General features: G+C 62.1%; 27 protein-coding genes and 2 tRNA genes. 12 read left to right on the top strand and 17 right to left on the bottom strand.

Translation table 11 applies throughout. From position 1 onward, the window contains the following. Positions 1-16: 16 nt before the first annotated feature. On the bottom strand, positions 17-508 hold the full coding sequence (locus tag BJA_RS22040) for an Lrp/AsnC family transcriptional regulator (RefSeq protein ID WP_011087187.1): 492 nt from the start codon (positions 506-508) through the stop codon (positions 17-19). A gap of 278 nt (positions 509-786) precedes the next feature. Next, complete coding sequence (locus BJA_RS22035; protein ID WP_028171332.1) at positions 787-1,092, bottom strand: ETC complex I subunit; 306 nt, start codon at positions 1,090-1,092, stop codon at positions 787-789. Positions 1,093-1,349: 257 nt separating this feature from the next. Between BJA_RS22035 and BJA_RS22030 the strand changes: the two genes are divergently transcribed. Beyond that, complete coding sequence (locus tag BJA_RS22030) at positions 1,350-2,522, top strand: OpgC domain-containing protein (protein WP_011087185.1); 1,173 nt, start codon at positions 1,350-1,352, stop codon at positions 2,520-2,522. Positions 2,523-2,687: 165 nt separating this feature from the next. Further along, on the top strand, positions 2,688-3,086 hold the full coding sequence (locus BJA_RS22025) for a hypothetical protein (protein ID WP_028171331.1): 399 nt from the start codon (positions 2,688-2,690) through the stop codon (positions 3,084-3,086). A gap of 31 nt (positions 3,087-3,117) precedes the next feature. Here the strand turns inward: BJA_RS22025 and BJA_RS22020 are convergent, their stop codons facing one another. After that, a complete protein-coding gene (locus BJA_RS22020; RefSeq protein WP_028171330.1) occupies positions 3,118-3,312 on the bottom strand; it encodes a hypothetical protein in 195 nt (64 codons plus the stop codon). Between the two features lie 1,072 nt (positions 3,313-4,384). Between BJA_RS22020 and BJA_RS22015 the strand changes: the two genes are divergently transcribed. Further along, a complete protein-coding gene (locus BJA_RS22015) occupies positions 4,385-4,579 on the top strand; it encodes an RNA-binding protein (protein ID WP_231166472.1) in 195 nt (64 codons plus the stop codon). A gap of 57 nt (positions 4,580-4,636) precedes the next feature. Here the strand turns inward: BJA_RS22015 and BJA_RS22010 are convergent. From BJA_RS22010 to BJA_RS21995, 4 genes are all read right to left on the bottom strand, one after another. Beyond that, a tRNA-Pro gene (locus tag BJA_RS22010) sits at positions 4,637-4,713 on the bottom strand. Between the two features lie 95 nt (positions 4,714-4,808). Then, positions 4,809-5,294 carry a DUF192 domain-containing protein gene (locus BJA_RS22005; RefSeq protein WP_011087183.1) on the bottom strand — a complete coding sequence of 162 codons (486 nt, stop codon included), beginning with the start codon at positions 5,292-5,294 and terminating at the stop codon, positions 4,809-4,811. Positions 5,295-5,418: 124 nt separating this feature from the next. Then, complete coding sequence (locus tag BJA_RS22000) at positions 5,419-6,078, bottom strand: cold-shock protein (RefSeq protein WP_038967130.1); 660 nt, start codon at positions 6,076-6,078, stop codon at positions 5,419-5,421. 198 nt (positions 6,079-6,276) lie between these two features. Next, on the bottom strand, positions 6,277-7,035 hold the full coding sequence (locus BJA_RS21995) for an SIR2 family NAD-dependent protein deacylase (protein ID WP_038967135.1): 759 nt from the start codon (positions 7,033-7,035) through the stop codon (positions 6,277-6,279). A gap of 285 nt (positions 7,036-7,320) precedes the next feature. On the opposite strand from BJA_RS21995, the gene BJA_RS42365 reads away from it, so the two are divergent. Beyond that, positions 7,321-7,485: a hypothetical protein gene (locus BJA_RS42365; RefSeq protein WP_164933808.1), complete on the top strand. Its 165-nt coding sequence runs from the start codon at positions 7,321-7,323 to the stop codon at positions 7,483-7,485. Between the two features lie 69 nt (positions 7,486-7,554). Here the strand turns inward: BJA_RS42365 and BJA_RS21990 are convergent, their stop codons facing one another. Further along, a complete protein-coding gene (locus tag BJA_RS21990) occupies positions 7,555-7,845 on the bottom strand; it encodes a hypothetical protein (RefSeq protein WP_011087180.1) in 291 nt (96 codons plus the stop codon). A gap of 279 nt (positions 7,846-8,124) precedes the next feature. Between BJA_RS21990 and BJA_RS21985 the strand changes: the two genes are divergently transcribed. After that, on the top strand, positions 8,125-8,355 hold the full coding sequence (locus BJA_RS21985; RefSeq protein WP_028171326.1) for a hypothetical protein: 231 nt from the start codon (positions 8,125-8,127) through the stop codon (positions 8,353-8,355). Positions 8,356-8,410: 55 nt separating this feature from the next. Then, entirely contained in the window at positions 8,411-8,584 is a 174-nt protein-coding gene (locus BJA_RS21980; RefSeq protein ID WP_011087179.1) for a hypothetical protein, read from the top strand. Here BJA_RS21980 and BJA_RS21975 read toward each other — a convergent pair. The 3 genes from BJA_RS21975 to BJA_RS21965 all read right to left on the bottom strand — a co-directional run bounded on the left by BJA_RS21975 (position 8,581) and on the right by BJA_RS21965 (position 10,567). After that, on the bottom strand, positions 8,581-8,778 hold the full coding sequence (locus BJA_RS21975; protein WP_011087178.1) for a hypothetical protein: 198 nt from the start codon (positions 8,776-8,778) through the stop codon (positions 8,581-8,583). The two genes, BJA_RS21980 and BJA_RS21975, sit on opposite strands and share 4 nt — an antisense overlap. A 792-nt stretch (positions 8,779-9,570) precedes the next feature. Continuing rightward, entirely contained in the window at positions 9,571-9,708 is a 138-nt protein-coding gene (locus tag BJA_RS42360; RefSeq protein WP_165448157.1) for a hypothetical protein, read from the bottom strand. 562 nt (positions 9,709-10,270) lie between these two features. Further along, positions 10,271-10,567: an HU family DNA-binding protein gene (locus tag BJA_RS21965; protein ID WP_027542683.1), complete on the bottom strand. Its 297-nt coding sequence runs from the start codon at positions 10,565-10,567 to the stop codon at positions 10,271-10,273. Between the two features lie 338 nt (positions 10,568-10,905). Between BJA_RS21965 and BJA_RS21960 the strand changes: the two genes are divergently transcribed. Then, positions 10,906-11,091, top strand: a complete 186-nt coding sequence (locus BJA_RS21960) for a hypothetical protein (RefSeq protein WP_027542681.1) — start codon at positions 10,906-10,908, stop codon at positions 11,089-11,091. 202 nt (positions 11,092-11,293) lie between these two features. Next, entirely contained in the window at positions 11,294-11,596 is a 303-nt protein-coding gene (locus BJA_RS21955) for a hypothetical protein (RefSeq protein ID WP_028171323.1), read from the top strand. Positions 11,597-11,699: 103 nt separating this feature from the next. Here the strand turns inward: BJA_RS21955 and BJA_RS21950 are convergent, their stop codons facing one another. Continuing rightward, on the bottom strand, positions 11,700-11,903 hold the full coding sequence (locus tag BJA_RS21950) for a hypothetical protein (protein WP_028171322.1): 204 nt from the start codon (positions 11,901-11,903) through the stop codon (positions 11,700-11,702). A 174-nt stretch (positions 11,904-12,077) separates the two neighbouring features. Here BJA_RS21950 and pip point away from each other — a divergent pair, with 174 nt between their 5' ends. Beyond that, positions 12,078-13,031 (top strand): prolyl aminopeptidase, encoded by a 954-nt coding sequence (pip, locus tag BJA_RS21945; RefSeq protein WP_011087175.1) that lies wholly within the window; start codon positions 12,078-12,080, stop codon positions 13,029-13,031. Positions 13,032-13,726: 695 nt separating this feature from the next. Here pip and BJA_RS21940 read toward each other — a convergent pair. Together BJA_RS21940 and BJA_RS21935 are read right to left on the bottom strand one after the other, a co-directional pair. Further along, the gene (locus BJA_RS21940) at positions 13,727-14,161 is read right to left on the bottom strand and encodes a hypothetical protein (protein ID WP_011087173.1); all 435 of its coding nucleotides are present in this window, start codon (positions 14,159-14,161) and stop codon (positions 13,727-13,729) included. Further along, a complete protein-coding gene (locus BJA_RS21935) occupies positions 14,133-14,609 on the bottom strand; it encodes a hypothetical protein (RefSeq protein WP_038967125.1) in 477 nt (158 codons plus the stop codon). Before BJA_RS21935 ends, BJA_RS21940 begins: the two co-directional genes overlap by 29 nt. A 302-nt stretch (positions 14,610-14,911) precedes the next feature. On the opposite strand from BJA_RS21935, the gene BJA_RS21930 reads away from it, so the two are divergent. Both BJA_RS21930 and BJA_RS21925 read left to right on the top strand, forming a co-directional pair. Further along, positions 14,912-15,364: a VOC family protein gene (locus BJA_RS21930; RefSeq protein ID WP_011087171.1), complete on the top strand. Its 453-nt coding sequence runs from the start codon at positions 14,912-14,914 to the stop codon at positions 15,362-15,364. A 289-nt stretch (positions 15,365-15,653) separates the two neighbouring features. Continuing rightward, on the top strand, positions 15,654-16,292 hold the full coding sequence (locus BJA_RS21925) for a glutathione S-transferase family protein (protein ID WP_011087170.1): 639 nt from the start codon (positions 15,654-15,656) through the stop codon (positions 16,290-16,292). A gap of 134 nt (positions 16,293-16,426) precedes the next feature. Here the strand turns inward: BJA_RS21925 and BJA_RS42355 are convergent, their stop codons facing one another. Genes BJA_RS42355 through BJA_RS21915 form a run of 3 tightly spaced genes read right to left on the bottom strand, consistent with a single transcriptional unit; the run spans position 16,427 to position 17,158 of the window. After that, the gene (locus BJA_RS42355; protein ID WP_011087169.1) at positions 16,427-16,594 is read right to left on the bottom strand and encodes a hypothetical protein; all 168 of its coding nucleotides are present in this window, start codon (positions 16,592-16,594) and stop codon (positions 16,427-16,429) included. A 6-nt stretch (positions 16,595-16,600) separates the two neighbouring features. Beyond that, positions 16,601-16,846: a porin gene (locus tag BJA_RS21920; protein ID WP_011087168.1), complete on the bottom strand. Its 246-nt coding sequence runs from the start codon at positions 16,844-16,846 to the stop codon at positions 16,601-16,603. A gap of 57 nt (positions 16,847-16,903) precedes the next feature. Then, a complete protein-coding gene (locus tag BJA_RS21915) occupies positions 16,904-17,158 on the bottom strand; it encodes a PilZ domain-containing protein (protein ID WP_028171312.1) in 255 nt (84 codons plus the stop codon). Between the two features lie 225 nt (positions 17,159-17,383). Between BJA_RS21915 and BJA_RS21910 the strand changes: the two genes are divergently transcribed. After that, positions 17,384-17,458 (top strand) — tRNA-Glu (locus BJA_RS21910). Positions 17,459-17,547 lie beyond the last annotated feature (89 nt).

The following is a 17,547-nucleotide window of genomic DNA, read 5'->3' as shown; positions in this document are numbered from 1 at the left end:
CCGGCGGAGCGATCTCCTATCCCGCCGACGCCGCCGCAACCTCCTGCAACGGCAGCGGCACGTCCTTCGCGACACCCAGCACCGGGAAGCTTCGGACGTTCTTCACGTCAGGCATCGCGGCGAAATGCAGCAGCTGCTGGCGCATGCTCTCGACGCTCGGCGCGACGCATTTCAGCAGATAGTCGGTGTCGCCCGAAATCCGCCAGCACTGCTGGATGCGCGGGATCGCGGCGATCGAGCCCTCGAACGCCTCCAGCACCGGCTGGGCCTGGCTGCCAAGCTGGATCGAGACGAACGACACGACCCCATAGCCGAGCAGCCGCTCGTCGATGACGGCGCGCACCGCCCGGATCACGCCGCGGCTGAACAGCGATTTCAACCGCCGCAGGCAGTTGGGCGCGGACACGCCGACGCGCAGCGCCAGCTCGTTGTTGCGCACCCGCCCGTCCTGCTGCAGCTCGGATAAGATCTTCAGATCGACACCGTCGAGCTGGTCACGCCCCGCCATCCCCCACCTCACCCTGATCCCGTGATGCCGGGACCAGCGAAGCATGAGGCGGAATTGGTGCCAAGAGCCATCCCAAGGGCGCGGCGCTATCGAGTTCGGGGGAATACCGCCCCACCGTCATGGCCGGGCATAGCCGTCTGAAGGACGGCGTCGCTTCCGCTCGCCTATGTCCCGGCCATCCACGCTCTTTCACGCGGCCCAAAACGTGGATGCCCGGGACAAGCCCGGGCATGACGAGTACATCACGTCGTATGAAGTCGGAGCAGCCACCTGCCCCCTCAATGCGTCCAGGGCTCGCCGCGCCGGAACGAGAAATTGTCGGCATAGGCGACCGGCCGGCGGATCGAATCCTGGGGCTCGATCACCTGGTAGGCGATGCCCTTGCGCTCGCAATAGGCGACCGCCTCTTCCTTGCTGTCGAAGCGCAGCGTGATCTGCTGCTTCATGTCGCCGGACGAGGTCCAGCCCATCAGCGGCTCGACCGCACGCGGCTGCTCCGGCTCGTAGTCGAGCTGCCATTCCCGGGTCTTGGACCGGCCGGATTGCATCGCGTTCTTGGCGGGCTTGAAAATGCGTGCGGTCATGGGGTGGTCCGGGCCTTTTCGTCTTTTCGTTCGATTTCGATGCGTCAGGGTGGCAGTTGGTGGAAACCTCAGGGATAGTATAGAGACACCGATCGGGAACTGATCGGTGATTCCGGCCCCCCGGTCACCCTTACCGACGGTATAGTCATTATGCTGCACCGTGACAATTCCGTACCCGCCTTCCGCGCCGGGATTCAGCCCGGCCGCACTGCCTCGCCGACATCAGCGCATCTATCCCCTCCGAGAGCTCCCGTCGCATGGCCTTCCTGAACATCAACGCCACGCTCCCTGAAAAAGGCCGTGACCTACGGCTCGACCTGTTTCGCGGCGTCGCCAACTGGGCGATCTTCCTCGACCACATCCCTGACAACGTCGTGAACTGGATCACGACGCGCAATTACGGCTTTTCCGACGCGGCCGACCTGTTCGTCTTCATCTCCGGCTACACTGCCTCCTTCGTCTATGCGCGCATGATGCTGGAGCGCGGCTTCATCGTCGGCGCCACGCGCCTGACCAAGCGGGTCTGGCAGCTCTACGTCGCCCACATCATCCTGTTCGTGATCTACATCGCCTCGATCAGCTATCTGGCGCTGCGCTTCGGCGATTCAGACATGATCAACGAGTTCAACGTCGCCGGCCTCGTCGACAACGCCACCGAGACGCTGCGCCAGGGCCTGTTCCTGCGCTTCAAGCCGCTCAATCTCGACGTGCTGCCGCTCTACATCGTGCTGATGGGACTGTTTCCGCCGGTGCTGTGGTTCATGCTGCGCAAGCCCGATTTGACGATGGTGCTGTCGATCGTGCTGTGGCTCGCCGCGCGCCATTTCGGCTGGAACCTGACCGCCTATCCGGCTGGCCAGTGGTACTTCAATCCATATGCCTGGCAGGTGCTGTTCGTGTTCGGCGCCTGGTGCGCGATGGGCGGCGCGCGGCGCTCGATGACGCTGATCAATTCGCCGATCACGCTGTGGCTCTGCCTCGGCTATCTCCTGTTCGCGCTGGTCATGACCATGGCCGGCCGCTTCCCCGCCATCGGCGGCATGTTCCCGGAATGGCTGTTCTCCGCCTTCAACCCCAACGACAAGACCAACCTTGCGCCTTACCGCTTCATCCATTTCGTCGTGATCGTGATCCTGGTGATCCGCTTCGTGCCGAAGGACTGGCCGGGCCTGGAATGGAAGGTGTTCGATCCCCTGATCGTCTGCGGCCAGCAATCGCTCGCGGTGTTCTGCGTCGGCGTGTTCCTGTCCTTCGTCGGCCATTTCGAGCTTTCGATGAGCTCGGGCTCGCTGTTCGCGCAGCTCTTCGTCAGCATCGCCGGCATCGCGATCATGACGACGGTGGCGTATTACATCTCGTGGTCGAAGCGGCAGGACAAGCCGCTGAAGCCCCCGCCGTCCAAGCCGGCGCCCGCAACGAAGGCCGCCTGAGCCGGGACGCCCGTTCGTCCGGGCGCACCGTCCCGACGCCGCTGTCGGTTCGTCCGGGATTGGATTGACCTGCGTCAACCAGGGCCGGCGCCGGCCGAACTAGTGTCGCCGCGACTCGCGCCGCCGCATCGACGTCGGCGCTTCCTCCCGGACAAGGCCAAGCACATGCCCTCTCATTTTCACGCCATTGTATGGATCGACCACACGCAGGCCCGGATCTTCCATCTCGGCCTGAGCGGCTCCGACGAAATCACGCTGCATCCGCATCTGGCAACGCGTCATCTCCATCACAAGGCCAATGAGATCGGCAGCGGCCATGCCGCGCCTGACAAGACGTTCTACGCTGAGGTGACCAAAGCCCTCGCCGATGCCGGCGAAGTCCTGATCATCGGCCCGGCCAACGCGAAGACCGAGCTCGCCAGCCACATCCGCGCCAACGCGCCAGATGTCGCCAAGCGGATTGCCGCAGTGGAAACGGCCGACCATCCTTCCGACAACGAGATCGTCGCTTACGCGAAACGTCACTTCAAATTGCCGCTGCCGCGCGTGCAGGCACCAACCTGAAAGCGGGATGACGATTCACGATCGCGTCGCTTCAGGCCGCTTCTTCGCTGTCGAACTCGGTGAATTTCTTGTAGATCCAGTCGCGGCCGTCGTGCCGGCGCCAGACCTTGCCGTAAACGAGCTGCCCGTTGATCGAGCGGCGCGGCACGATCACGGTCCAGAGGTGCCAGATTTCGGTCCAGCTCGACTGCGGGCTGGCCGTTTTTAAGTTGCGATCGAAAGACATGACACAGAACTCACAGGATACGCGCGCCGCGACGAACTGTGATCTTGTGCGAGCACGAATTCCAGGCAGCCCATCGCGAGCCGGCACCGATCTGATAACGATCGCCAAAGTGGCCGCAACAACCGCTCGCCCTTAACCTAACCCATCAACCTTACCAGTCGCGAACTGGTGGCCGGGCTGGTTGAAAGCCGGCGCCGGTTTTTCTACAATGCATGCATGATTTGAGAGTGAGTGCGCCGTTTTCGGGACCCGCGATTCAATTTGAGCTGACGTCGCGTTTTTAAAGAGCTTGGAATTTGAAGACGACTTGGATTTTGAAGAAGACTCGGAAGTCTTGAAGACTTGAAGGTTTAAGACTCGAACGTTTTGAAAAAAGACATACTGGCTGGGGCGACCACAATGAATTTGCAGTGTGCCTGTCTGCGCTTGGCGGTGCGATCGGCGCCGCCTGTCCCGGCCGTCAGGACGTCGGCTCACGAACCGCCAAGGGCCGCCAACGACAACCAGATGGTCTGGCCGTTCGTGCCGTTTCCGCCCGGCTGGCACGCCTCGAGCTGATTGGGCAATTCTGAAGAACGCGACGTCTGAAGATCGCGACGCCTGCAAAAAAGACGTTTGAAAAGCGCAACGCCGCGCAAGCGGAGTATTATCGCTTGGCGGCGTCCGTTAGGCATTGGGCGCTGAAATCCCCAACATCCATATGTCCATGGCGACAGCCAAAGGTTCGATGAATCTTTGGTAATTCTGCGTCGGGCCGACCGCGCCAATGCCTTGAAAAATCGCGCGGAAGTCGGGCTGCGCAAAGGAACGAACGCGAGGGCTTCAGGCCGAACGCACCGGGTCTGCAAAGCAGGCGCTGGCCGCGTGAGAAAGTTCGATCCGGCACGCATGTTCCGCGCCGGACGGCCGCAACCAATCGCCGCGCGGCGCGTTGCAGCTTCTTCCCATCCGTCCGGGGTCCTGGCGAGCGCCAACGATCAGCGCGCGCCCGCCATGGATGGACGGTCATCGCGTCTCACGTCCGTGTGAGCTGGAGCCCGGTCGGTGAATTTCGTCGAGCGAGAAGAGACCAATGAACAACGGGCCGCAAGGCAAGGGGGATGCTGTGAGCCAGATCGATACGACCGAGAAACTCTCCGAGGCGCCGGAGCCCGGAGACTCGCTGTTCGCACTCTGCGGACTCGGCGTCGCCGGGATCGTCATGCTGGGTTGGATCTGCGCCCTCGCCTGGATCGCCTGGCGTCTCGCCGATTGGCTGCTGTTTTGAGCCTGGGATCCGCGAGTCGAAATTTCGAAGGAAATGAAGGAGGTTCGACCTCGGGACTGGTCGGGGCAGCTGGATTCGAACCAACGACCTGCAGTACCCAAAACTGCCGCGCTACCAGGCTGCGCTATACCCCGAATGTCCGGCGAGCCCTGTCGATACACGCTTCCCAAAGCGCCAGCAAGCGTCCTAAAGGTGCCGGCAAGGCCGGGAAGGCCCCCACCGGACGGCTCTATTTGCTGCCGAACAGCGGGTGGCCGACGCGATCGCCGGGGCGGATGCCGTATTTCTGCGCCGTTCCCGCCACCACCTCCAGAACGGCCCGCGCGGGGCCCTTGGACGAGATGATCTTGGTCGACAGCGGCTCGGTGTTCTCGGCAATGCGCAGGATGCGGCCGTCGGCGCGGATGAAGATCATGTCGAGCGGGACATAGGTATTCTTCATCCACATCGACACTTCCTGCTCGGGATTGAAATCGAACAGCATGCCTTTGCCGTCAGCCAGCTCCTTGCGGTACATCAGGCCGGTCTGCTTCTCCTCCTCGGTCGTTGCCATCTCCACCGAGAACACCTGCACGCCGCTTTTGGTGACGATCTCGAGCGGCTGGAAGCTCGCGGCGCGGACAGGTCCGCCCGCCACGACAACGCCGGCGATGAGCAGGATGGCGGCAAGCCAGCCCTTCGCAACGGACCAGACAGCCTTTCGATCAAGATTCATGGGATGGCACTCAGGGCGTGGGAATGGAACAGTCCTACGCGGCGACCGTCCGAAAAGCCAGAGGCGCGCCGGTCAGCCGGCGCGCCTCTGCTCACGATTGCGGGAATTGGCGATCCTGCCGCCGCTAGTGCGACTGCGGTCCGGGCGATCCGGTCTCGGGATGGATCTCGGCCGCCATCATGCCCTTGGAACCAGGCCCGAAGCGGACCAGGACATATTGGCCGGGGCGCAATTCGGTCATGCCGAAGCGGCGCAGCGTCTCCATGTGCACGAAGATGTCGGGCGTGCCTTCGCCGCAGGTCAGGAAGCCGAAGCCGCGCAGCCGGTTGAACCATTTGACCTGGGCCCGCTCCAGCCCGCTGGTCGGGGTGACCGTGACGTGGGTGCGCGGCGGCAGCATCTGCGCCGGATGGATCGCGGTCGACTCATCCATTGAGACCACGCGGAAGGCCTGGTAGCCCTTCGCGCGCTGGATGCATTCGACGACGATGCGCGCCCCCTCATACGCGGTCTGGAAGCCGTCGCGTCTAAGCACGGTGACATGCAGCAGCACGTCCGGCCAGCCGTTGTCGGGAACAATGAAGCCGTAGCCCTTCGACGCGTCGAACCATTTGATGACGCCGTGGACTTCGACGAGGTTGGCGCTGGCCTCGCCAAGGCCGGTGAACGGGCTGAGCCCGCTCTCGCGGCCGCTGCCGTGCTCGCCCGGCGTCATGCGCCCCGGCGACGTGCCCTGTCCGGGAACTCCAAGCTTTTTGGACTCAAATCCGTCCGACGACCCCATAACCCCGGACCCCACACTGCCATGCAACCCGCCACATTGGCGGCGCTCGAATCACGCGTCTTAAGAGAATGTTCTCAATTCGACGCGACGCGAATCTTTCGACTCAAAAGATAACACTCCCGGTTGCGGCGCATAGACAAAAAAGAGATTCGCCGGAACCTATGAACAGCTTGCACAGCCGCGAATCAAACTAACGCCTCAATTGCCGACAAAGGGTCCGAGCGTTTCGCCGATGTCGTGGCGGATGACGAGGTCGGCGATGTCGTCCTGCTCGGTCGGCTCGCGATTGATGATCACCAAACGTGCACCCGCGCGCTTCGCCATCATCGGAAAGCCCGCCGCCGGCCACACCACGAGCGAGGAACCGATCGCGATGAAGAGGTCGCAGGCGCGCGACAGCGCGGTTGCGCGCTGCATCTCCTCCTCCGGCATCATCTGGCCGAACGAGATCGTGGCGGTCTTCACCGGCTCGTCGCACACGGTGCAGTTGGGAGCGCCGTCCTGGTCGAATCGGCGCTTCACCCAATCGAGCTGATAGGTCTGCCCGCATCCGACGCATCGCGCATAAGTAGTATTTCCGTGAAGTTCAATCACGTGCTCGTGCGCGAAGCCCGAGGCCTGGTGCAGATTGTCGATGTTCTGGGTGATGACCGCGGGGACCTTGCCGGCGCGGTAGAGCGAAGCGAGCGCGCGATGGCCGCGGCCGGGCCTTGCCGCCGCAAAGGTCTCCTCCATCGCGAAGCGCCGGCGCCAGGATTCGTCGCGCGCCTCTTGGCTCGCAACGAATCCATCGAACGGGATCGGACGGTTGCGCGTCCAGATGCCGCCCGGCGAGCGGAAGTCGGGGATGCCGCATTCGGTCGAGATGCCGGCGCCGGTGAACGGTACGATGGTCTTCGCCTCGGCGATCATGTCGCCGAGACGTTCAACGCCGCTGCGAAGATCCGATGCAATCAATCGCACGCCTCCCGCTTTGGTCTTGCGCTAGCTGCAAGATGCGCAAGCGACAAGATTGTTGACGCTGTTATCAACTGCGAACGCAGGCGCGCTCGTTTTTTCCGCCCATCGCATATCACAATCCTGCAATGCCTCCTCCCCATTGACGCCCCAATCAGAAGCGCCAATGCATGTGTTATGCGACTCAAGGCCCGGTGCGGCGGCAGCGCTTGAGGACACTCGTAAACACGACCCTGTAAAAACAACCCGAGTAACATCGTCCAAGTGTGAACAGAGGGGATGGACATGACCGAAGACGAACAACGCAAGATCCGTGAACGCGAAGAGATCGCCGCCCGTGTCGCCGCCTTCCGTGCCACCCAGGAGAAGTTCAAGCGCGAGCGCGAAGAGTATTTCGTGTCGACGCTTGAGAACGCACGCAAGGTCGAGCGACCCTCGCTCTGGCCGTAGCACGCGCCTGATCGCCACGCATGAAAAAAGCCCGGAGCATCGCTCCGGGCTTTTCACTTACCCCCGCCGTTACCAGTGACGGTAATAGTGGCGGCGATAGTAATACGGTCCGTCGCCATAATAGGCGTACGGGCCAGATCCGTAATAGTAGCCCGGGCTGTCATAATAGCCGTAGCCAGGGCCGTAATAGCCGTAGGGGTGGGACGCGGCGATCGCGCCCGCGGTGATCGCGCCGGCGGCAAGACCGAACGCGAGGCCCGGGCCGATGCCGCGGCCGCGCGCCTCGGCAGGCGCAGGCGCCGCCACCGCGGTCACGCCGACGGCTGCGACGGTGGCCAGAACTGCCAGTGTCTTTTTCATGAGCTCCTCCTTCGCGTCTGGGGTGACAACGCGAGTGCCGTTTGATGGTTGCGCGCGGCGCGGAACCGGAGCCGGTCAAAAAAAATCGATGCGAGGCGGAACGAAATCGCCGTGCGGCGGTTGGAATTGCAAGTGCGAAGCCTCCGCTATCCGGTGAAGGCCCAGCACGAAAGCCCCGTCAGTATCCTCCGCGATGCTGGCGGGGTTTTTGTTCCACGGGAGCAAATGGGCAGCAGAGAACAACGGCTGCCAGCGGGGCGGAAGGCCGAGGAGGAAGGATTGCCGATATCCGCTTTGCTTGCCCGGATCCGCCGGCTCGTTCCCGGATCCGGCGATCGACATTACGACGAGATCGTCCGCAGTTTCGGTGTCGGCGCGCTGCGCCCGCCGCCGACGCCGATGAGTGACGGCGAGCTGGCGCGGGCCATCGCCGAGTTCCTCAGGGAACAGCCCTCCTCCGAGTCCGTCGCGACCCTCGGCCGGCGGCTCGATCCCTCCTCCCGGCTCTAGGCGGACTTCTTGCTAGGCGGATCTCTTTTGCGCGAGCCGGGAACAAGCGCCGCGCATGCAAGTTAAGGTTGTCTTCACGCAAGTGAGGTTCGATATGTTCGACATGCCCGTGTGGCTCGAAGTCTTGCTCAACCTGTCCGGCTATGCCGGCTTCGTCGCGCTCGCGAGCCGCGGCACCTCGTGCCCGCGCGCAGCGGCCGACGACCGGATCGGTGGTGACGAGCGCTAGTTGGTGTGCGGCGCCTGGCCTGCCGTGCGCACCAGCCGGTCGGCCTTGACCGCGACGCGCGTGTCCTCGGCTTGCTGCCGCAGCGAAAAACTGATTAGCACGAAAGCGAGACAGAACAGCGTGCCGACGATCGCAACGCGCCGGTAGGTGTGGCGGTCGCCTTGATAAAAGGACGGCTCTGAAAAAGGTGTCATGGCAAAGTGGCTTCTTGGCAAAGTCGTTTCTTGTCGTTGCCAGACACCTACTCCAACCCGCGGCAAGCGCAACGCGATTGGGCTTTTAACCTAACCGAATAGGGTTATCGTTTCCCGCGCAAGCTTTCGTTAGGAGTTGGCGCAGCGCCGTTTGGATCTCGGCCAGCCGCTTGAGGCATCGCGCGATCGCCGAGGCAGGCCCGCCCCTCGCCGACCGTTTTTGTTCCAGCTTCACCTGCATTTCGTTCTCGAAGAACGAATCGGAATCGAAGAAATCGGCGCGGAGCAACTCTTAACGAGTGGTGTCGCGCGCGAAGTTTCTCGTCATGCCGTCTCAGCCGGCATCGATCGCAGCGGCAGCACCTGCGGCACCGATCGTGCGCCGTTGCGCAGTCTCGCGTATGGCCTTGCACTCCTGTCAGACCAAAACACTTTTGCGATCTCGGCGAACATCCCGATCAACCAGCATGCATCCATGTCGCTCTCTCCTCGCTCATCTCCTGCGCGAAAGACGAGAACGGCACTGTGCGAGACTTCACGCTGTCTCGTTCTGACACGCGCGCTCGCATCGACATCGAGGACGCGCAACTTGTTCTGCATCCGACTCCATTTCGTTCTCGAAGAACGAATCGGAGTCGGGAAAATAAGTGAGAATCGATTCCTAACGATCGATGAAACCGCGTGCGCTCACGTCTTCGCCGGCAGACATCTTCGGTGATGAAATATCGAGACCGCCACAACCACGATGGCGATCTCGTGCGCCATCGCGGCCGGCGTCCGCCCGCGCGCGCATCACGCCGCGCGCTTCTCCTTGCCCTTCTCGGAGAAGCATTCGAGAATCTGGATGCGGAGTTCTTCTGCGGCCGGCCCCTCGACCTTCCTGAGCTCGTTCCAGAGTCTGATCACTTCGCGCTGCTTTTCGACGGTCATGAGTCACCTCCCAAAGGATTCCAAAAGATGATGGCTCATAGGAACAAAATGAGAACAAAAAGTCCAGCCCCCTCGCGCGATTTCCCACGCCCATCGTCTTGAACCTTTTGGGCGCCGCAAAGACCCATCGAGGCTGGGGATTTCAGCGCCCAGTCATACGGCAGCGCCGCCTGACGAACATACTCCGTCACGGCGGCGCTGTTGCTTTTTGGATTTTCTACCCCAGGTTTGATCTACGGCTGACGGCAAGGCGCTGAAATCCCATCGCCGTCAGTTTGGAAAGCCCCGCGCGAAAGCGCGGGGTTTTCTCTTTCTCTTCTTCGGAAGGCTGAACCTTTTACTGGGCTGGCGCGTCTCATTCCTGAAGCTTCCCCCAGGCTTCATCCCCATCAGAAAGCCCCGCTCCCCCCAGGCGGGGCTTTCGCTTTTGCGGACATCGCGCCGCCCCCAGAAAAACAACAAGAAAAAAAACAAGACAAAAGCAAAGAGACAAAACAAAGAGCCCCGCTCCGACATCATCGGAACGGGGCTCTGGGCACGCAAGCGGTGCGCGATGGCAGGATCAGACGGCGTCCTTGGCGACCTTCAGGGGCGATGCCTTCACCGACTTGCTCGCGGGCTTGGCCGCAAACTGCATCGGCTCCTTGGTGAAGGGATTGACGCCCATGCGGGCTTCGGTCGCCGGCTTGTTCACGACCGACATCTTCACGAAACCGGGAATGACGAACTCGCCGGACTCGTTGAGCTCCTTGTAGCCGACCGTCGCCATGTACTCGATGACCGACTTCACGTCGTTCTTCGCAAGCTGCGTGCCCTCGGCAATCGCGTCGATCAATTGAGTCTTGGTCATCTTCGCCATGTCAAACGTCCTTCTGAATGGGGTGCGCGCGGGCTGTGGGGTAACCGTGCCGGGCACGCGACAAAGCCGCGCAGCGCGCTTTGTGTTCATGCCAGCGGTCAGGAAGTCACCGGGCTTAGAACCCATCGGGGCCGAAAACGCAAGCCGCAGTTTGACGTCGGTTCCGCCTGTTTCGGCGGGATGACAGCGCTTGCATCGACCCGCGCCGAATCGAATTCAGCAATGTCCATAGAGGGTTCTGCCGGTTCGCCAGCAGGCAGCAGCGATGCCCGTATTAGCCGAAGTCACGAAAGCCCCTAACTGGTTCTCTTTCGAAAGCATTTGTTGCATAGTGCCGCATGGCCAAAACAAAAGTGACGTTTAGAGCGGTCCGGATCGCCGATGGCGACTGGAAGATCCTGGCGGACTACCCCGACCACGAGCAGCGCGAAATCACCGGATTCACCAGCAAGGCGGATGCCGACGACTGGATCAACGGCGATCGCAAGATCGCGTGGCTCCGGTCCCAGGGCTACGCCAAGTGACTTAGCGCAAGTGACTTAACGCAAGTGACGTAGCGCTCCCGCGCGGCAACGGCGTTCACGGGCGGCGGCAAAGCCACCTCATCCAGCCAGCTCAGCAAGACACCTCACCGTGAAACCTGTGGTTCGAGCCGTGTTGTTGACACTTCAGTAACCCAACGCATCCAAGCTCCCCTTGGTATCGTTGCGTTGGAGTATCCCCACAGTGCTGGATTTTCACGAGCTGCGTGAACTCGCGGCCGATGTTCGCGTCTTTGTCGATGTCGCCGAGGACAAGGCCGAGGCGCTCAGGGCCGTCATCGCGGCCTATGATGTCGTGCTGGCGATCTTCCCCTCCGAAGAGGGCATGGGCCTCCACGTCATCAAGGGCAAAGCGATCCTGGACAAGATCGCCAAATCACGCAGCCATGCGACCTACAGCCATACGGCGATCGCGGTCCCTGACCTCGAGCATGCCGAAGTGCTCAAGCTTCTGACGGCGCCCGCCGAGCAGCGGATCGCTGCCTAAGCGCAGACGGCGAGAAATTCAGCGGCGGGCCGCACCAGGTTCGTTCGCCGTTGCTCGGCGCCGAACCGGTCGAAGCCTCGGTTCTCTGGAGCCGAGGGCCTGCCTAGCTCTCGCTGGGCAAGCCATCGCGAACCATCCCGCCGACGGCTCCGCCCAAAATGACGGACACTGTGACGGGCCATACAGCCGCCATCACGATGACAGCTCCAAAGCGAACGTCCCTGTTGGGGCGATCGTAGGAGTCCATGGCCGTGAAAACGAACAGGGCAATCAGGCAACCGATCGCGTATTTCTTCTTCCAGCTCATGTGATGAAGACCTTATGAAGCCGAGCATTGGTCGCGCCGGCTTTTCCGTGGGTTCATCCGCGCCGTCGCGATCCGGTGACAGCGCACTAAATTCGTTCGCCCGATAGATCCGGCCTGCCAAAGCCCGCGATTGCGGCATAGAGAAAGGCTGCCAAAAGGCACCAGGAGAAAGCGATGGCCCAGTTCCAGCCTATCGAGCCGTACGAGACTGGATTGCTGGATGTGGGCGACGGCCACCAGATCTACTGGGAATGTTGCGGCAATCCCGCGGGCAAGCCGGCGCTTTTCCTGCATGGCGGTCCGGGCACGGGCTGCTCTGTTGGTCAGAGACGATTTTTCGATCCTGATGTCTACAGGGCCGTGCTGTTCGATCAGCGTGGCTCCGGTCGCAGCCTTCCGCTCGCAAGTCAGTCGGGTTCGAACCTGGCAAGCAATACCACCGCTCACCTTGTCGCGGACATCGAGAGGCTGCGCGAGCTGCTCGGTGTCGAAAGCTGGATCATCCTGGGCTTGTCCTGGGGAACCACGCTTGGCCTCGCCTACGCACAAGCGCATCCGCGACGCGTGAAAGCGATGGTGCTCGGGTTCGTGACGACGACATCGCGTGCAGAGGTGCAATGGATCACCAAGGATGTCGGGCGCATCTTTCCAAGGGAATGGGAGCGCTTTTCCGAGACTGTCCCCCGGCATCTCCGCGACATGCCGCTCGTCGATGCCTACGCAATCATGCTTGCCGATGCCGACGAGACCGTTCGCGACAGAGCCGCCCGGGCATGGTGCGAGTGGGAGGACGCGCACGTCTCGCTCACCCCGGGACATCGGCCAAATCCCCGATTTGACGACGCGGAGTTTCGACTGCGCTTTGCGCGTCTGGTCACTCACTATTGGCGCCACGCCGCATTTCTCGAGGAGGATCAATTGATCCGCGACGCATCGAGATTGAACGGCATTCCCGGCGCCCTGATCCATGGCCGTTTCGACGTCAGCGGACCGTTGTCCACGGCGTGGCAACTGCACAAGCGATGGACGACCTCCAGGCTGCATATTCTCGAAGACGCCGGCCACGGCGGCGGCAATGAGTTCATGCCTTTGGTCATCAGAACTCTGGATGAGTTCGGGAAGCTGTAGGCGTGTGAGCTGTTACGGCGTGGGACCGCCGGGCGAATGAATTGAGGTACTGTCACCATAGTCCCGCGCCTTGCCCTAGCGACAGGGCGGGCTAGCATTCCCTGCAAACACATCGCGCATTACGGTGACAGTGCACTAAACTGGCAGCGCCCAGCGTCACAGAGAACTGCCTCGCATTGGATGGAGAGTTTGATTGTCGCCGTAATTCCGCAATTGCAGTGATGCTGACCACCGGCTCCAAATCCTTGTGTAAAGCGCGGACGACTACTTGTGGCTTTGTTTGCCACTTCTACTATCGACGCGGTTTAACCGTGGGATTTTCAAAATGAGACTTTGTAAGACGTTGTTGCTCACTTCGCTGGCATTGAGCTTCGCAGGCGCGGCTCAGGCCCGTATCAATTGCCATCACGATCCTGTCTGTCAGGCACAACGTGACGGCACTACCGTTGCAGAAGCCAAACGCAAAGACGGCGCGGCGACTGCATGCCTGCGCGCTGTCGGATATACACAGGAGGATTGGCACGCCTATCGGGTCCCCGCCGGTCCAGCTGGAAAGGTGAGGTCCTGCTTTGCACGGCACGGGCTTCCGACAGACTAAACCTCACGGGAGCTACGGTGACAGTGCAATGAATTTATTCACGGCCACGCCGCTGGTTTCGCGGCGATTAAATGCACTGTCACCGTAATTGCTGGACCTATGCTTTAGCGCGTCGTTTCGGCGCGAGCTTCGCGCCAGTGATGAACAGCCGGTGCAATTTACCGTCCTTCATGGTCGGCTGCGCCACAACGCGGAGGACGGCCCCTTCGTCGAGAGCCTTGGTGTAGACGTTGTGAGGCGCTTCGAGCGTGGCGTCGGCGATCTTGCCAGAGACGATTTTCTTCTGATCCAAAATCTCAATGCGACATGCGCCGTTCGTCTTGAATACACCGTGGATTTTCACGTCATACGTGACCGGCTCGCCTAGCGTGAGTTGATCCGGCGACCGCAACACCTCCGCCGCCGGTTCATCTATGACGATGCCATTGCGTGCGTCACCTATCTGCAAGAGCCGCACGGTTCGCCCGACAGGCTCCGGTATCTGTCGCAACGATGCGCGGTTCTCACGATGAAGTTCGTTGATGATCTTCATTAGCCCGGCCTTGTCGCATCTGACCTCTCAACACCTGTTGCAAGAACTCGGCGTGCGTCATTGCAAGCTCGTGGATTTTATCGACGGCGTTGCTTGTATCTTTCTTCTTGCCGAGCGCCTTCTCGATCACGGCGTCAATGATAAGTTCGGTTAGCTTCTTTCCGACAGTCATCAAGATCGGGGTATAGAGTGGCATCTGGCCGGAGGTGACGACGGCGAAGATTTCTTGAATGAGGCCGTTCTTCTTGCTCGGGCCGACACAAAATCGGATTTGATACGAGCGAGGGTCGTGCGTGATCTCTTCGTGGAATATCTCGTGGCAAATGCTGTTGGCGAGCTTCGTCACACCTATCAGTGATTTGCCGAATTGCTGCGCGTCAACGAGATGCTGATCCGCGAACAGCCCCCGATAGGTCACGGCTATCGCGTCGAAGATTGGCTCTTGCATTCGATATGTCCCCGCCCCGGGGAACAAATGATAGTTGTCGTTTCCGTGCGCGTCTACCACTAGATGACAGACCCGCGGCAGACGGCAGGGCCAGGGATCGCCCCACCGAATTACGGTGACAGTGCATTAGATTCATTTGCCTTCGCCAGCCTGCCACCGCCGCAGCCTTGGTCCGCGCTTGGCCGCCTCTCCCTCACGCACATTTGCCCCGCCCCCTGCCCCTCCTCCCACTTTCCTGCTATCTCCTACCCCCGCCGTCCCGGCCCAAAGCAAAACCCCATCCGTTCAAGGGAGCAACAACCATGCGATACCTTCACACCATGCTGCGCGTGCGCAATCTCGATGTCGCGCTGAAGTTTTACCAGGATGCGCTGGGCTTGAAGGAGGTGCGGCGGATCGAGAACGACAAGGGGCGCTTCACGCTGGTGTTCCTGTGCTCGGCGGACGATCTCGAGGCGCTGAAGAAGCAGCCGCAAACGCGCGGCGCGCCGCTGGTCGAGCTCACCTACAATTGGGACGAGGAGAAGTACGGCGAGGATCGCTTCTTCGGCCATCTCGCCTATGAGGTCGACGACATCTACGCCACTTGCGAGAAGCTGATGAAGGCCGGCGTCACCATCAACCGGCCGCCGCGCGACGGCAACATGGCCTTCGTCCGTTCGCCCGATCTGCACTCGATCGAGCTCTTGCAGAAGGGCGAGCCGAAAGCGCCGCAGGAACCGTGGTCGTCGATGCCGAACACCGGCCACTGGTAGGGCCTTTTCCATAGGAACAAGCCCTCGCCGCGCACGTTCACTCCTCGACAAGATGATTGGAGGAGGACGCAATGGGACGAGGATTGTTGCTGTGGATGCTGGGCGTGCCGATCCCGGTGATCCTTCTGCTGTGGCTGTTCTTCGGCCACTGACGAGCTGGTTCAACCTGCAATGAAAGCTCTGCCCATGGCGGAGCTTTTTGCATGAGGGGCGCGCCGCAAACGCCGTCGTCCGGCACAGGAAATTCCGCTATCACCCGCACAATTGAAAACGCCGCGGGAGAAGCTTCATGCCTGACACCAAGCTGACGATCTGGGGCCGCGCCAACTCGGTCAACGTGCAGAAGGTGCTGTGGTGCCTCACCGAGCTTGGCCTTCGCTACGAGCGCATCGATGCCGGCATGCAATACGGCAAGACCCGCGAGGCCGAGTATCTCGCGATGAACCCGAATGCGCGGATCCCGACGCTGGTCGAGGGCGACTTCGTGCTGTGGGAATCCAATTCGATCATGCGCTATCTCTGCCTCGCGCATGGACGCGGCACGCCGATCTATCCGGACGCGCCCAAGCAGCGAGCTTCGGTCGACCGCTGGCTCGACTGGACACTGTCGACGGTGCAGCCGGTCGACCGCCCCGTGTTCTGGGGCATCGTGCGCACGGCGCCCGCCGAGCGCGACATGATCCAGGTGCAGCGCGATGCCGATGCCGCCGTCGAGGTCTGGGCGATCGCCGATCGCCTGCTCTCGACGCGCCGCTTCATGGAGGGCGACCAGTTCACGCTCGCCGACATCGCTGTTGGATCCTATGCGCGGCGCTGGCTCGGCGTCGAGGGCATCACCCGGCCGGCGCAGCCGAACCTGACGCGCTGGCTCGCCGAGCTCGGCAACCGCCCCGGCTTTGCCCAGTTTGTCGCACCGCCGATGTCGTGAGCCGCTGGCGCGGCGTAAGCTGCGATGAGCACGCGAGGAATCGCCGTTCCGGCGCACGCGGCCGGCGGCATCGCCGCGCTTGACGGCTACTGTGCATGGGGTTGTTTTCGCACTTTTTGTTTTGACGGCCGCGCCTAGAGCCAGCCGCGCTCGACGAGCAGCACGCAGATGATCAGCACCAGCGTCACGACAGCAGTGGCGAGCCGCGCCGGCCAGCTCAGGCCGCGGCCGACCCACCACAGCAGCGCGCAATACATCAGCACGGGGACGACGATATCGAGCCGCAACAGATCCGGCGGCATGCGGCTTTAGCGCCGGACCGCGGCGTCGACGCTGATCGAGCCGCCGATCTTCACGCAGGTGCCGGTGCCTTCGACCATGTGGTAGCCACGGCCATAGGACGCGCATGCGCCCGCCTTTGCCGTCCCGCCAGCGCCCTTCAGCGGCAGGGTCTTGCCCTGCTGCGGCGGCTCGGCAGCCGGAAGGCGCAAGGGCTCTGCCGCGGCTGCGGACGTGGCCAGCAACGAGATCAGGATGAGGAGCTGTGTGCGCATGCGAGCGTTCTAGCCCGGCGAGGTGCGGCGCGCCATCCGGGTCGCACTAGGTGGATGTCAGATGAACTTGATCCCGGCCGACTTGCCGCGGCGCCAGACCACCTGGCAGTTCCGCCCGGTGCGGGCATCGCGCGCGAAGGCCAGCCGGATCACGCCCGGAAGCTGGCTTGCGTCCTCGTCCAGGGTGATCTTGGCGCCCGAGCTCGAGATGTCCTGGACCAGGCAATGCCGCGCCGCGAACCCGCCGTCGAGCGTGATCCAGGCGTGCTGCGACAGCAGCTTGCGGTCTGCGCGCTTCTTGGGCGGTGGCATTGGCGTGAAATCTCCCGCTCCAGCGCTACCTCAGGGAGCCCTAAGAAACCGTTGAAATCGGGTCCGAATCATCCCCTCGCCGGCGCTGTCCACGATTCCAAAAGACCGTTCCCGAACGGCTTGCCCACGGGCCGAAAGGACACTATACGTTCGCCCGCTGCAAGCCGGCGGGCACGACTCGCGCGGCCGCGGCCGTGCCGTCAAAAGCGGCGGGGCTTAGCGTTTGCTCCCTTCGTCTATCGGTTAGGACGCCACCCTTTCACGGTGGAGAGAGCGGTTCGATTCCGCTAGGGAGCGCCATCCGCGCGCGGGCGATGCAGTGAAATTCACCGCCATGCCCGTGAACCTCTCCGGCCCTCACCTCCGACCAACATCCTGTTGGAACCGGT

The organism is Bradyrhizobium diazoefficiens USDA 110, from assembly GCF_000011365.1.
Lineage (GTDB): Bacteria > Pseudomonadota > Alphaproteobacteria > Rhizobiales > Xanthobacteraceae > Bradyrhizobium > Bradyrhizobium diazoefficiens.
Note: the sequence above shows the minus strand (reverse complement) of the source record. Positions and strands in the feature narration are given on the sequence as shown.